Here is a 12,921-nt window from a genome sequence, read left to right on the forward strand (position 1 = left end):
CGTCGCCGCCCCCGCCCGTGACAGCCCGCCGCGCCCGCGCACATAGGGTGTCGGTGTGGAACAGGCATCTCTCGAGTTGACGGTAGGTCCGGTCGCCCACGGCGGCTGGTGCGTGGCACGGCACGAAGGGCGCGTGGTCTTCGTCCGCCACGCCCTGCCCGGCGAGCGGGTGATCGCCGACGTCACCGAGGAGACCACCCGGTTCCTGCGGGCCGACGCCGTGGAGATCCTCGAGCCGTCGCCCGATCGTGTCGTCCCGCCCTGCCCCTACGCCGGGCCCGGGCGCTGCGGCGGCTGCGACTGGCAGCACGCCACGCCCGAGGCGCAGCGGCGGCTCAAGGCGCAGGTCGTGACCGAGCAGCTGCAGCGGCTGGCGGGCATTGAGCGCGAGGTCGTGGTCGAGGAGGTGCCGGGGGCCAAGGACGGCCTCGGCTGGCGCACGCGGGTGCAGTTCGCCGCGCTGCCCTCCGGCGAGCTGGGCTTCCGCCGCCACCGCTCCCACGACATCGAGGTCGTCGACGCCTGCCTGATCGCCCACCCCGAGGTCGAGGCGGTCGCCGCCGAGGAGCACACCTGGCCTGGCGCGTCGAGCATCGAGGTCATCGCCTCGTCCGGCGGCGACCGGGCCGTGGTCGTCAAGCCCAGGCCCCGGCGCAGCGTCACGGTGCCCGACCTCGAAGCGCCCGCCTCCGTCCTGCTCGACCAGGGCAAGGGCCGCACGGTGCCGCGGCGCGGCTCAGGCGTGCTGCACGAGCAGGTGGGCGATCGCCGGTTCCGGGTGGCGGGCAGCGGCTTCTGGCAGGTGCACCCCGGAGCCGCCGAGACGCTGCTGGACGCGGTGCTGGCGTACGCCGCCCCCGAACCGGGGGAGTGGGCGCTCGACCTCTACTGCGGCGTCGGCCTGTTCGCGGCCGGCCTGGCGGAGGCCGTGGGCCCCGAGGGCGCGGTGTTCGGAGTGGAGTCGGAGGAGTCCGCGGTCCGTGACGCCCGCGCCAACCTCCGCGACCTGCCGCAGGCGCGGGTGGAGCGCGGGCGCGTCGAGGACGCACTCGACCGGTTCCAGATCGAGCGGGCCGACCTCGTCGTGGTCGACCCGCCGAGGGCGGGGCTGGGGCGCGAGGTGGTGACGCGCATCGCGTCGCTGGACGCCCTGCGGATCGTGTACGTGTCGTGCGACCCGGCCACCCTCGCCCGCGACCTGGCCTGGCTGGCGGAGCGCGGCTACACCCTGTCGGAGCTGCGGGCGTTCGACGCGTTCCCGATGACCCATCACGTGGAGTGCGTCGCGCTGCTCGTCCGGGCATAGACCAGGCGGCCCTGCGCGGACCGGGTGGTCGTGCGCGGGCGGGTGGTGCCGTGGCGGGCGGACCTCAGAGCCAGCCCATGCGCTGCGCCGTGCGGATGGCCTCCAGGCGGTTCTGCGCGTTGAGCTTGGTCATGGCGCTGGACAGATAGTTGCGTACGGTGCCCTCGGTCAGGTGCAGCTCTCCGGCGATCCTGGAGATCGTGGCCCCGTCGCCGGCCAGGCGGAGCGCGTCGCGCTCGCGCTCGGTCAGCGGGCTGTCGCCGGCGGCCATCGCCGCGGCGGCCAGCTCGGCGTCGAGGTAGCGCCCGCCCGCCTGGACCTTGCGGATGGCCATCGCCAGCTCCTCCGCGGAGGCGTCCTTGCCGAGGAAGCCGCTCACGCCCGCCGCCATGGCCCGGCGCAGGTAGCCGGGACGGCCCAGGCTGGTCAGGATGACGATCTTGCACTGGGAGCTGATCCGCTCGGCGGCGCTCAGGCCGTCCATGCCCGGCATCTCGATGTCGAGGACGGCCACGTCGGGCCGGTGCTCGGCCACCGCGGTCACGACCTCGTCGCCCCTGCCCACCTGGGCCACGACCTCGATGCCGTCCTCCAGGTCGAGCAGGGCCGCGATGGCGCCCCTGACGAGGTGCTCGTCGTCGGCGAGCAGCACACGTGTGGTCATGCGGGTGTCCTCCTCGTGCACGGCACGTGCGTGGTCATGGGGGTGTGCTCCTCGTACGCGCCACGTGCGCGGTCATGCGGGCACCGCCGCGCGCAGGAGGTAGCGGCCCTCGCGGGTCGGCTCGGCCACCAGGGTGCCGCCCGCCGCGCGCACGCGCTGGGCCAGCCCCGCCAGGCCGTTCGGCGCGTGCTCGCCCACCGGCCCGTTCACCCCGTCGTTGGACATCTCCAGCACTCCGTCCTGGATCGTGATCGTGCAGCGTTCGGCCTTGCTGTGCTTGAGCACGTTCGTCGCGCCCTCGCGCACGACCGTGGCCAGCAGCGTGCGCGTCTCGGGCGACAGCGAGGCGGTCTCCGCGCGCACGGTGCAGCGTACGTTCGCCGCCTCCAGCACCGCCCGGACGCTGGCGAGGACCTCGTCGAGATCGATCGCCCGGTAGTTCTGGACGACGTTGCGCACCTCGCGCAGCGACTGCCTGGCCAGGTCGCGCACCTCGAACATCCCGGCCGCGGCAGCCTCCTGCCCGGAACGCAGAGTCTGCTCGGCGCAGGCGGTCCTGGCCGCGATGTCGGTGAGGCTCTGCCCGAGCAGGTCGTTGAGGTCGCGGGCGAAGCGCAGCCGCTCCTCCGACACCGCCAGCCTGGACAGCGCCTCCTGCCCTTCGTGCGCCTCCTTGGTCAGGTGCCAGAGCCGCATGTTGGCCCACATCGCGCCGACGGCGATGATGGTCATCACCGTCTGTACGAGCACCAGTTGGGGAGAGAAGGCGTTGGCCAGCGTCACGTACAGGTTGATGACCACGATCGACGCGACCGACAGGGCGATGACGGTCGTTCTGCGGGCGAACGCCGTGATCAGCCCCAGCCACGCCGGGATCACCCAGATGAGCGGGAGGACAGACAGAAGGAGGACGATCACCCCGGTGACCGCGATGATCGCCGTGGGCCGTTTCCCGCCCCTGACGGCGATCCTGAACGGCCGCGTGCTCAACACGGTGAAGACCAGCAGCAACACCGCGGCGGCCGCGACCACCGGCCAGGGCAGGCCCAGCTGCCAGCGGAGGTACAGGTCGAAGAATCCGATGCCGGACAGCAGCAGGAGAAGGTCCGCGGACCAGACGATCAGCCAGCGGGCCTTGTCGAACTTCGTCGCGTTCCGTACGCGGGAGATCACCTTCACGGCGGCACCGCCGCGCGCAGCAGGAACTCGCCCGACCTGGTCGGCGCCGCGGAGAACGAGCCGCCCGCCGCGACCAGCCGCTCCGACAGCCCGCGCAGGCCGTTGCCGGGCGTGCCCGGCTGACCGTTCACGCCGTCGTTGACCATTTCGAGCACGCCCCCGTCGATGGTGATGGCGCAATGGGTGGCCCTGCTGTGCTTGAGCACGTTGGTGCCGCCCTCGCGCACCGCCCACGCCAGCAGCGTCCGCGACTCCGGCGGCAGCCCGTCGGCCCTGGCCTCGATCACGCAGCGGGCGCCCGTGGCCTCCAGCGCGACGCGTACGCCGTCGAGCTCCTCGTCCAGGTCGAGCATCTGGTAGCCGTGCACGGCCTGCTGCACCTCGGCCAGCGACTCGCCGGCCAGCTCGCGTACGGCGGCCATCTCGGCGGCCGCCCTCGCGGTGTCCTTGGTGGCCAGCTTGGCGGCCAGCTCGCTCTTCAGCGTGATCACCGCGAGGCTGTGGCCGAGCAGGTCGTGCAGGTCACGGGCGAAGCGCAGCCGCTCCTCCGCGACGGCCAGGCTGGCCTTCGCCTCCCGGCTCTTGTGCGCGTCCCTGATCATCCACCAGAGCCAGCGCCACAGCAGCATGGCTCCGATCATGACGGTGGCCGCGGCCGACTCGCTGAGCAGGACGCTCGGCCACGTCTGGCCGCTCACATGGACGACGAATGCGGTGGACAGGGCGATCGCGACCGCGGACAGGCAGGCCGTCGCCCGCAGCGGCAGGAAGAGGGCGGCGGCCGACAACCACAGAGTGACGCTCTCCCAGCGCAGGCCGGCGATGTTGCCGCTGTGCGGCATGAGCAGCAGCACGCCCGCCGCGAAGACCGCCGCGATCGCGAGTTTCGGCGTGGGCCTCGGCCGGTGGTCGAAGGCCTGCCTGAGGAGGAGGGGATAGAGCCCGAAGAAGCCGAGCAGGCACACGAGGACGGCCACCGTGCGAGGGACGGAGATCGTGCCGACCGCCATCTCCGCGACGGTGAACCCGGCGAACATCAGGGCCATCAGGACCGTCGCGGCGTCCATCCAGTAGATGAGGAGCTTTCTGGCCGTGTCGGGACGTGCCGCCATCACGCCCTCCCCATGCTGACAGAAACCTCACCGCTTCCCGGAATCCTATATTCAGGACAGCGCCCGCCAGAGAATCCGCGAGACGCCCTGCGGCGGCTCCGCTCCACGCAGCGACAGCCAGGCCAGCCGGTGGCGGGTGGCGTAGGCGGCCAGCGTGCGCGCGTCCGACGCACGCAGATCGGAGCCGCCGGCCAGCACCGGGGTCAGCGCGATGCGCTCCCACGCCTCGCCGGGATCGTCCAGGCCCTGCGCCCGCGCGACCTGGGCGCGGGCCGCCCGCACGGCCGTCGCCACCCTGCCCAGCCGGCTGCGGTGCGCCGTGCGCGGCCCGAGAGCGGCCAGCAGGTTGACGGTCCCGATGTCCGCGCCCGCCCGGCGGGTGGTCCGCAACATCGCCGCGTCGGCCGAGCTCAGCCCGCCGGGTTTCAGCGGCAGGGTGAAGCTCACGCGCAGGTCGCGCTCCTGCTGCAGGGCGTTGATGGCGCGCGCCCTGCGCAGCACGGCGGCCTTGTCGGCGCTGTCGCGGACCTCGAAGTCGATGGCGGTGGCGCCGTAGGCTCCGACGATTTCGCGGTAGGCCGTGGCGAGCGCGCCGGACCGGGTGCAGGTCGCGGCCAGCTCGCGCTCACCCTCCCCGCCGAACACGAGCACGGCGTCACCGCCCAGCGCCCTGAGCCGGCCGATCGGCTTGCCGGGAGCGGGGGAGCCCGTCCAGGTCGGGACGCAGCCGTCGCCGCCCGTGACGAGGTGGGCGAGCGCGTACCGGCGGACGCCGGTGCGGTGGTACCGGGCGGGGAGGTCGAACTCGGGCTCGCGGGCGGAGTCGACGAACGTCACGTACGTCGTCGGCGGGGGCTCCTCGGAGACCACGGGCGAGAGCGAGGGCGACGGCCGCGCGACCGGTGGGGACGCCGCCGGCGGAGGCCGGCCGTCCGCCGGGAGCAGGCGGATCGCCGTGCCGGTGCCCGCGACGAGCGCGAGCGCGCCCAGGATCGCCAGAGGACGCGGGAGCAGGCCGGGCTCCCTGGTGTGCCGCGGCATAGGCCACCCCGTGTGGTCGGTCGGCTACGTACAGCGCTGGCGGGTGCACGCTACCAACCGCGGGCGGCACGGCGCGGCCCTTTGCAGGTTCGCGTCCGTTGTGTGCGGATAATGTGGGCATGAAGCTGCGGATCTTCACTGAGCCCCAGCAGGGCGCGACATATGACGACCTGCTCTCCGTCGCACAGGCTGCCGAACGCCTGGGTTTCGACGCTTTTTTCCGGTCTGACCACTACCAGCGCATCGGCGCCGGCGACCCGGGCCCCGGCTCGACCGACGCCTGGATCACGCTTGCCGGCCTGGCCAGGGAGACCTCAAGGATCCGGCTGGGCACGCTGGTGAGCCCGGCCACCTTCCGGCTGCCGGGGCCGCTGGCGATCAGCGTGGCCCAGGTCGACCAGATGAGCGGGGGCCGGGCCGAGCTGGGCTTCGGCACCGGCTGGTACGACGGCGAGCACGCCGCGTACGGCATCCCCTTCCCGCCGACGGGCGAGCGTTTCGCGCGCTTCGAGGAGCAGCTCGAGATCATCACGGGCCTGTGGACGGCGGAGAAGGGCTACTCCTTCGAGGGCAGCTACTACCGGCTCGCCGACTCGCCCGCCCTGCCCAAGCCCGTCCAGCGGCCCAGGCCGCCGGTCATCATCGGCGGGTTCGGCGCCAAGCGCACGCCCCGGCTGGCGGCGACGTACGCGGACGAGTACAACGTGCCGTTCCGCACCCTGCCGGAGATCAAGGAGGCCTTCGACCGGGTGCGCGCGGCGTGCGAGAGCACCGGGCGCACCGTGCTGCTGTCGACGGCGCACACCACGGTCGTGGGAGCCGGCCAGGCGGAGGTCGAGCGGCGTGCGGCGGCCATCGGCGAGAACCCGGACACCCTGCGCGAGCGCGGCCTGGCCGGCACCCCCGCCGAGGTGGCAGAGAAGCTCGCCAAGCTCGCCGAGCTCGGCGCGGAGCATGTCTACCTGCAGATCCTCGACCTGGCCGACCTGGAGCACCTGGAGCTGATCGCCGCCGAGGTGCTTCCGCACGTGGCGTAATCGATTGGCGGCGCTTCGCGTGGTTACGGCACACTTGTGCGGGTGCTGTTGACGATCACGACCACCGCGAGGCCCGCCACCGATCTCGGCTTCCTCCTGCACAAGCATCCCGAGCGCGTGCAGGAGTTCGGCCAGTCGTTCGGCACGGCCACGGTGTTCTACCCCGAGGCCGGCGACGAGCGCTGCACGGCGGCGCTCGTGCTCGAGGTCGACCCGATCGCGCTGGTCAGGTCGCGCGGCAAGGGCTCGCCCGACTTCAGCCTGTCGCAGTACGTCAACGACCGCCCCTACGCCGCCTCCTCGCTGCTGGCCGTGGCGCTGGCCGACGTGTTCCGCACCGCGCGGGCCGGCCGGTGCCGGGCCAGGCCCGAGCTGCCGGGCACGCCGCTGCCGCTGGAGCTGCGGCTGCCCGCGCTGCCCTGCCGGGGCGGGCCCGGCCTGGCGCGGCGGCTGTTCGAGCCGCTCGGCTGGGAGGTGGCCGCTCAGCCGATCGTGCTCGACGACGGCTTCCCGGAGTGGGGGGAGTCCCGCTACGTCCGGCTCACCCTGAGCGGGTCCGCCCGCCTGGCCGACGCCCTCAACCACCTGTACGTCCTGCTGCCGGTGCTCGATGACGGCAAGCACTACTGGATCGCGCCCGACGAGGTCGACAAGCTCATCAGGGCGGGGGAGGGATGGCTGCACGGCCACCCGGAGCGCGGCCTGATCACCCGGCGTTACCTGGGGCGGCGCTCGAAGCTGGCCCGCACCGCGCTGGCGCGCCTGGCGGAGCTGGGCGACGAGACCGAGGAGCAACTGGAGCCCGCGGTCGAGGAGGACGCGCCCGCCGACGAGCCCGACGCGCAGGAGGTCGCGGTGCGGGACGCCGAGGCGCGCGAGGGTGCGGGCGGTGGCGCGCCCAAGGGCAGGTCGCTCAGCGTGCGGCGGCGCGAGGCCGTGCTCGCCAAGCTGGAACAGCTCGGCGCGGCCAGCGTGATCGACCTCGGGTGCGGTCAGGGCGAGCTGGTCGGCGCGCTGCTGGCCAGGCCCCGGTTCGCCAGGGTCGGCGGCATGGACGTCTCGTCGATGGCCCTCACCATCGCCGCCCGCAAGCTGCGCCTCGACCGCATGCCGGACAACAGGCGGGCCCGGCTCACCCTGTTCCAGGGCGCGCTCACCTACACGGACAAGCGGCTGTCCGGCTACGACGCCGCCGTCCTCATGGAGGTGATCGAGCACGTCGACCCGCCCCGGCTGGCCGCGCTCGAACGCGTCGTGTTCGCCCATGCCAGACCCGGGCACGTGCTCGTCACCACGCCCAACATCGAGCACAACGTCCGCTACGAGTTCCTGACCGGGCTGCGCCACCCCGACCACCGTTTCGAGTGGACCCGCGCCGAGTTCGCCGCCTGGGCCACCCGGGTGGCCGGGCAGTACGGCTACCAGGTGGCCTTCGAACCGGTCGGCGACGACGACCCCGAGGTCGGCCCGCCCACCCAGATGGGAGTGTTCACCCGTGATCAGCGTTCCTGAGCTCTCCCTCGTGGTGCTCGTCGGCGTCTCCGGCAGCGGCAAGTCCACGTTCGCGGCCCGGCACTTCGGGCCCACGCAGGTCATCTCCTCCGACTTCTGCCGGGGCCTGGTCTCGGACGACGAGAACGACCAGTCGGCCACGCCCGCGGCGTTCGACCTGCTGCACCACATCGTCGGCGTGCGCCTGGCCAGAGGGCTGCTCACCGTCGTCGACGCCACCAACGTCCAGTACGCCGCCCGCAAGAGCCTCATCGAGCTGGCCAGGAAACACGACGTGCTGGCCGACGCGATCGTGCTCGACGTGCCGGAGGAGGTGGCGATCGAGCGCAACGCCGCCCGCCCCGACCGCGACTTCGGCCCCGGCGTGGTGATCAGGCAGCGCAAGGACCTGCGCCGATCGCTCGGCAAGATCTCGCGCGACGGCTTCAGGAAGGTCCACGTGCTGCGGGGCCTCGACGAGATCGACGCCGCCACGGTCGGCTACGAGAAGGCGTGGTCGGACAAGACGGAGCTGACCGGGCCGTTCGACATCATCGGCGACGTCCACGGCTGCCGTTCGGAGCTGGAGACCCTGCTCGGGAAGCTCGGCTGGCAGCGCGGCCCGCAGGGGCTCACGCACCCGGAGGGCCGCACCGCGGTGTTCGTCGGCGACCTGGTGGACCGCGGGCCCGACACGCCGGGCGTGCTGCGCCTGGTCATGGACATGGTCGAGGCCGGCACCGCGATCTGCGTGATGGGCAACCACGAGCAGAAGCTGGTGCGCGCGCTCAACGGACGCAAGGTCAAGGTCGCGCACGGCCTGCAGGAGTCGCTCGACCAGCTCGCCGCACAGCCGCCCGGCTTCGCCGAGCGGGCCAGGACGTTCATGGACGGCCTGCTCAGCCACTACCGCCTCGACGGCGGCCGGCTGGTCGTCGCGCACGCGGGGCTGAAGGAGGCCTACCACGGCCGCGCCTCGGGCCGGGTGCGCGCGTTCGCCCTGTACGGCGACACGACCGGCGAGACCGACGAGTACGGCCTGCCGGTCCGCTACCCGTGGGCCGACGAATACCGGGGCCGGGCCACGGTCGTCTACGGCCACACGCCCACGGTCGCCCCCGAGTGGGTGAACAACACGATCTGCCTCGACAAGGGCTGCGTGTTCGGCGGCCACCTGACCGCGCTGCGCTATCCGGAGCGAGAGCTCGTCCAGGTTCCCGCCGAGAAGGTGTGGTACGAGCCGGCGAAGCCGCTCGGCGCCGCCCAGGTGCGCGATCCCGGCATGCTCGACATCAACGACGTGATCGGCACCCGGCACGTCGAGACCAGGTTCGGCGCCCGGGTCAAGATCATGGAGGAGAACGCGGCCGCCGCGCTGGAAATCATGAGCCGGTTCGCGGTCGACCCGCACTGGCTGGTCTACCTGCCGCCCACCATGGCGCCGCCGGAGACCTCCACTCTCGATGGCTACCTGGAGCACCCGCACGAGGCGTTCGAGGAGTTCGCCGCCGCCGGGGTGAGCGAGGTCGTGTGCGAGGAGAAGCACATGGGCTCGCGGGCCGTCGCCGTGCTGGCCAGGACGCCGGAGGTGGCCGCCGCCCGGTTCGGCGTGAGCGACGGCAGCGCGGGCGCGGTGTTCACGCGCACCGGGCGGCCGTTCTTCGCCGACACCGCGCCCCTGGTGGCACGGTTGCGCGAGGCCTGCGAGCCGCTCTGGGCTGAGCTGGGCTCCGACTGGGTGGTGCTCGACTGCGAGCTGCTGCCCTGGTCGGCGAAGGCGGGCGAGCTGATCAGGTCGCAGTACGCCTCCGTCGGGGCGGCCGCCCGCGCCGCGCTGCCCGAGGCGATCGCGGCCCTGGAGGCGGCGGCCGGTCGCGGACTTGAGGTCGGTGATCTGCTCGGCCGCACCCGGCGCCGCTCCGGCAACGCCGCCCTGTTCCGCGACGCGTACGCGCGGTACTGCTGGCCCGTCGACGGGCTGGAGGGGATCCGGGTGGCGCCGTTCCAGATCCTGGCCTGCGAGGGGAGGGCCACGGCGCTGGAGCCGCACGCCTGGCACCTGTCCACGCTGGGGCTGCTCGAGTCCCCGCTGATCGCGAGGACCGAGCACGTCTTCGTGACGCTCGGCTCGCCCGAGTCCAGGGCCGCGGCCACCGCCTGGTGGGAGTCGATGACGGCGGCGGGCGGCGAGGGCATGGTGGTCAAGCCGGCCGCCTACGCGCCGGGCCGCGTGCAGCCGGGGGTCAAGGTGCGGGGGCGCGAATACCTGCGGATCATCTACGGCCCCGACTACACCGAGTCGCTCGACGTGCTGCGCAGGCGCTTCCTCGGCAAGAAGCGCTCGCTGGCGCTGCGCGAGTACGCGCTGGGGCTGGAGGCGCTGTCCCGGCTGGCCGACGGCGAGCCGGGATGGCGCGTCCACGAGCCGGTCTTCGCGGTGCTGGCCCTGGAGTCGGAGCCGGTCGACCCCCGCCTGTGACGGGCATACGTGGGTGATCCGCGGGTAGTTCCCCGGCCTGGGGGAAGGACCTGCATGGCTACTCAGCACACCCATCAAGAGCACTTGAGCCACGTCGTTTTCATCACGGCGGCGGCGGCTGTCGGCGGGTTCCTGTTCGGCTACGACAGCTCCGTCATCAACGGCGCGGTCGTCGGGATCCAGAACCACTTCCGCGTGGGGCCGGTCGTGATCGGATTCGTGGTGGCGATCGCGCTGCTCGGGTCCGCCCTGGGCGCCTGGATGGGCGGCCGGATGGCCGACCGGCTGGGGCGCACCCGGTCCATGCAGGTGGCGGCGGCGCTGTTCGCGGTCAGCTCGATCGGGCAGATGTTGCCGTTCGCCGTCTGGGATCTGGGGTTCTGGCGGGTGGTCGCGGGTTTCGCCATCGGCATGGCGTCGGTGCTCGGGCCCGCCTACATCGCAGAGGTGGCCCCGCCCGCCTACCGGGGGCGGCTGGGCTCGTTCCAGCAGCTGGCCATCGTGCTCGGCATCGCCGTCTCACAGCTCGTCAACTACGTGATCGCCAGCATCGCCGGCGGCAACGTCAACAACCACCTGGGGCCGCTGCAGGCCTGGCAGTGGATGCTCGGGGCGTGCGTCGTGCCCGCCCTGCTCTACCTGCTGTTCGCCTCGGTCATCCCGGAGTCCCCGCGTTACCTGATCATGTCGGGGCGGAGCAGGAAGGCGCGCGAGGTGCTGGCCGAGGTCGAGGGCAAGGACATCGACCTCGACGCAAGGGTGGCGGAGATCCAGCACGTGCTGCGCACCGAGAAGGTGCCGGGGCTGAAGGACCTGCGCGGCCCCGCGCTCGGGTTGCTGCCGATCGTCTGGATCGGCATCGTCTTGTCGGCCTTCCAGCAACTCGTCGGCATCAACGTGATCTTCTACTACTCGTCCGTGTTGTGGCAGTCGGTCGGCATCAACCAGGCCGACTCGTTGCTGATCAGCTTCTCCAGCTCGATCATCAACATCATCGGCACGTTCATCGCCATCTCGCTGGTCGACAAGATCGGCCGGCGGCCGCTGCTCATGATCGGGTCGGCCGGGATGGCGATCTCGCTGGCCACCGCGGCGTGGGCGTTCAGCGCGGCGCGGATGGTGGAGGGGACGGTGTCCCTGCCCAACCCGCAAGGGGCGATCGCGCTCGTGGCGGCGAACGTGTTCGTGCTGTTCTTCGCGCTGTCCTGGGGTGTGGTGGTCTGGGTGCTGCTCGGCGAGATGTTCCCCAACCGCATCCGCGCCGCCGCCCTGGGCGTCGCCGCGGGGGCACAGTGGATCGCCAACTGGCTGATCACGGTGTCGTTCCCGGCGCTGTCGGAGTGGAACCTGTCGCTCACGTACGCCGCGTACTCGGTCTTCGCCGTCCTTTCCTTCCTGTTCGTCGCCAAGTGGGTCAGGGAGACCAAGGGGCGCAAGCTTGAGGAGATGGGCTGAGACGGCCGGGGTGGCCGGGGCACACGCCCACGGCCACCGTCGCCCGTGCGTTCCGTTGGGGGATCACTTCGTGACGAAGTCCTGGGTCCAGTAGATCCGGCCCTGGCCGTCCTTCTTCGCGCCGACACCGATGAGGTTGTAGCGGCAGTTCATGATGTTGGCCCGGTGGCCGGAGCTGTTCATCCAGGCCCGCACCACGGAGGCCGCGGAGGGCTGGCCCCAGGCGACGTTCTCTCCCCATGCCCGGAACCCGGTGAGGCCCGCCGCCTTGATGCGCTGCCCGAGGTCGGGTCGGCCGGGGAGTTTGTGCGCCATCTTGTTCTGCTCCGCCATGTCGGAGGAGTGGCCGACGGCGGCGGCGCGGAGCTTCCGGTCGTGCTTGAGCGGCCCGCAGCCGCCCTTGGCGCGTTCGGCGTTGGTCAGCTTGACGACCTCGTTCTCCACGGCCGTACCCACCCCGCCCGAGGAGGGGGGAGGAGTGGCGTCGTCGCCCGGGGCGCACGTCAGCTTGGCGGCCTTGGACTTGACGGTGTGGCCGCGGTAGTCGGTGGCGAACGCGTAATAGGTGCCCGGCCGGCAGTCGGTCTTCAGGGTGATGCGGCCGTTCCTGGTCGCGCCGCTCTTGACGACAGGGTCCCGTCCCTCCACGGCGCGCTTGATGCGGATGCGGAGGAGCGCGGGGCCGAAGCACCCGCGGCGGACGGCGAATGACGTGATCTTCTGTGCCTCGTCGTTGAGCCGGGGCTTGGCCACGTTCACCCGGCACGCGGCCTCGGATGCGGTGGCGGCCTGCGCCGTGCCGAGCGGCGCGCCCAGCGCCGCCACGGTCACGAGTCCGGCGAGAACCCCAAGGGGTCTACGCATAAGGGTGTGCCTCCAGTTGCGATAGATGCTGGATGGGACCGCATTCTGTCGGGAAAGCTACCGATTTGTCATCGAATCGCGATAAAAGCCGGTAAACCAAGGTGACTCGAGAGGCGACGCCGCGATCAACCTGGGGTCCCCGCTGCCTCCCGTGCCGGGTCGCCGGTTGAACCGGTTAGGCCGTACCCGCTGATGTGGTCGTTTCATGCCTCGGCGTGTGGCAGGTCCGCAGTGAGAGCGTTTCCAGGACCACGTCTCGAAAGCGTCACGGCCCTTGACGTACGCGTCACCAG

At 72.1% G+C, this 12,921-nt stretch carries 10 protein-coding genes; 5 read left to right on the forward strand and 5 right to left on the reverse strand.

Translation table 11 applies throughout. The features are described from left to right. The first annotated feature begins 55 nt into the window (after positions 1-55). Complete coding sequence (locus ABGB01_RS09635; RefSeq protein ID WP_347772444.1) at positions 56-1,306, forward strand: class I SAM-dependent RNA methyltransferase; 1,251 nt, start codon at positions 56-58, stop codon at positions 1,304-1,306. Positions 1,307-1,370: 64 nt separating this feature from the next. Here the strand turns inward: ABGB01_RS09635 and ABGB01_RS09640 are convergent, their stop codons facing one another. From ABGB01_RS09640 to ABGB01_RS09655, 4 genes are all read right to left on the reverse strand, one after another. Next, entirely contained in the window at positions 1,371-1,970 is a 600-nt protein-coding gene (locus ABGB01_RS09640; RefSeq protein ID WP_347772446.1) for a response regulator transcription factor, read from the reverse strand. 72 nt (positions 1,971-2,042) lie between these two features. Then, entirely contained in the window at positions 2,043-3,149 is a 1,107-nt protein-coding gene (locus ABGB01_RS09645; RefSeq protein WP_347772448.1) for a histidine kinase, read from the reverse strand. Then, on the reverse strand, positions 3,146-4,261 hold the full coding sequence (locus ABGB01_RS09650) for a histidine kinase (protein WP_347772450.1): 1,116 nt from the start codon (positions 4,259-4,261) through the stop codon (positions 3,146-3,148). Before ABGB01_RS09650 ends, ABGB01_RS09645 begins: the two co-directional genes overlap by 4 nt. Positions 4,262-4,312: 51 nt before the next feature. Continuing rightward, complete coding sequence (locus tag ABGB01_RS09655) at positions 4,313-5,302, reverse strand: hypothetical protein (RefSeq protein ID WP_347772452.1); 990 nt, start codon at positions 5,300-5,302, stop codon at positions 4,313-4,315. Positions 5,303-5,421: 119 nt separating this feature from the next. Here ABGB01_RS09655 and ABGB01_RS09660 point away from each other — a divergent pair, with 119 nt between their 5' ends. From ABGB01_RS09660 to ABGB01_RS09675, 4 genes are read left to right on the forward strand one after another with little or no spacing between them, the layout of a single operon-like run. Continuing rightward, positions 5,422-6,339: an LLM class F420-dependent oxidoreductase gene (locus ABGB01_RS09660; RefSeq protein ID WP_347772454.1), complete on the forward strand. Its 918-nt coding sequence runs from the start codon at positions 5,422-5,424 to the stop codon at positions 6,337-6,339. A 42-nt stretch (positions 6,340-6,381) separates the two neighbouring features. Continuing rightward, positions 6,382-7,851 (forward strand): 3' terminal RNA ribose 2'-O-methyltransferase Hen1, encoded by a 1,470-nt coding sequence (locus tag ABGB01_RS09665; protein WP_347772456.1) that lies wholly within the window; start codon positions 6,382-6,384, stop codon positions 7,849-7,851. Continuing rightward, entirely contained in the window at positions 7,835-10,309 is a 2,475-nt protein-coding gene (locus tag ABGB01_RS09670) for a polynucleotide kinase-phosphatase (protein ID WP_347772458.1), read from the forward strand. The genes ABGB01_RS09665 and ABGB01_RS09670 overlap by 17 nt, the downstream gene beginning before the upstream one ends. A 54-nt stretch (positions 10,310-10,363) precedes the next feature. Then, positions 10,364-11,764 carry a sugar porter family MFS transporter gene (locus tag ABGB01_RS09675; RefSeq protein ID WP_347772460.1) on the forward strand — a complete coding sequence of 467 codons (1,401 nt, stop codon included), beginning with the start codon at positions 10,364-10,366 and terminating at the stop codon, positions 11,762-11,764. Positions 11,765-11,827: 63 nt separating this feature from the next. Here the strand turns inward: ABGB01_RS09675 and ABGB01_RS09680 are convergent, their stop codons facing one another. Then, complete coding sequence (locus ABGB01_RS09680) at positions 11,828-12,628, reverse strand: CAP domain-containing protein (RefSeq protein WP_347772462.1); 801 nt, start codon at positions 12,626-12,628, stop codon at positions 11,828-11,830. Between the last annotated feature and the right edge of the window lie 293 nt (positions 12,629-12,921).

The organism is Nonomuraea sp. B5E05 (assembly GCF_039880665.1).
In the GTDB taxonomy this organism is placed as follows: Bacteria; Actinomycetota; Actinomycetes; order Streptosporangiales; family Streptosporangiaceae; genus Nonomuraea.

What these genes read in the sequence shown, in the direction of transcription:
- ABGB01_RS09680 (WP_347772462.1), bottom strand. Translation starts at nt 12,628, where the DNA reads ATGCGTAGACCCCTTGGGGTTCTCGCCGGACTCGTGACCGTGGCGGCG.
- ABGB01_RS09660 (WP_347772454.1), top strand. Translation starts at nt 5,422, where the DNA reads ATGAAGCTGCGGATCTTCACTGAGCCCCAGCAGGGCGCGACATATGAC.
- ABGB01_RS09650 (WP_347772450.1), bottom strand. Translation starts at nt 4,261, where the DNA reads ATGGCGGCACGTCCCGACACGGCCAGAAAGCTCCTCATCTACTGGATG.
- ABGB01_RS09655 (WP_347772452.1), bottom strand. Translation starts at nt 5,302, where the DNA reads ATGCCGCGGCACACCAGGGAGCCCGGCCTGCTCCCGCGTCCTCTGGCG.
- ABGB01_RS09675 (WP_347772460.1), top strand. Translation starts at nt 10,364, where the DNA reads ATGGCTACTCAGCACACCCATCAAGAGCACTTGAGCCACGTCGTTTTC.
- ABGB01_RS09640 (WP_347772446.1), bottom strand. Translation starts at nt 1,970, where the DNA reads ATGACCACACGTGTGCTGCTCGCCGACGACGAGCACCTCGTCAGGGGC.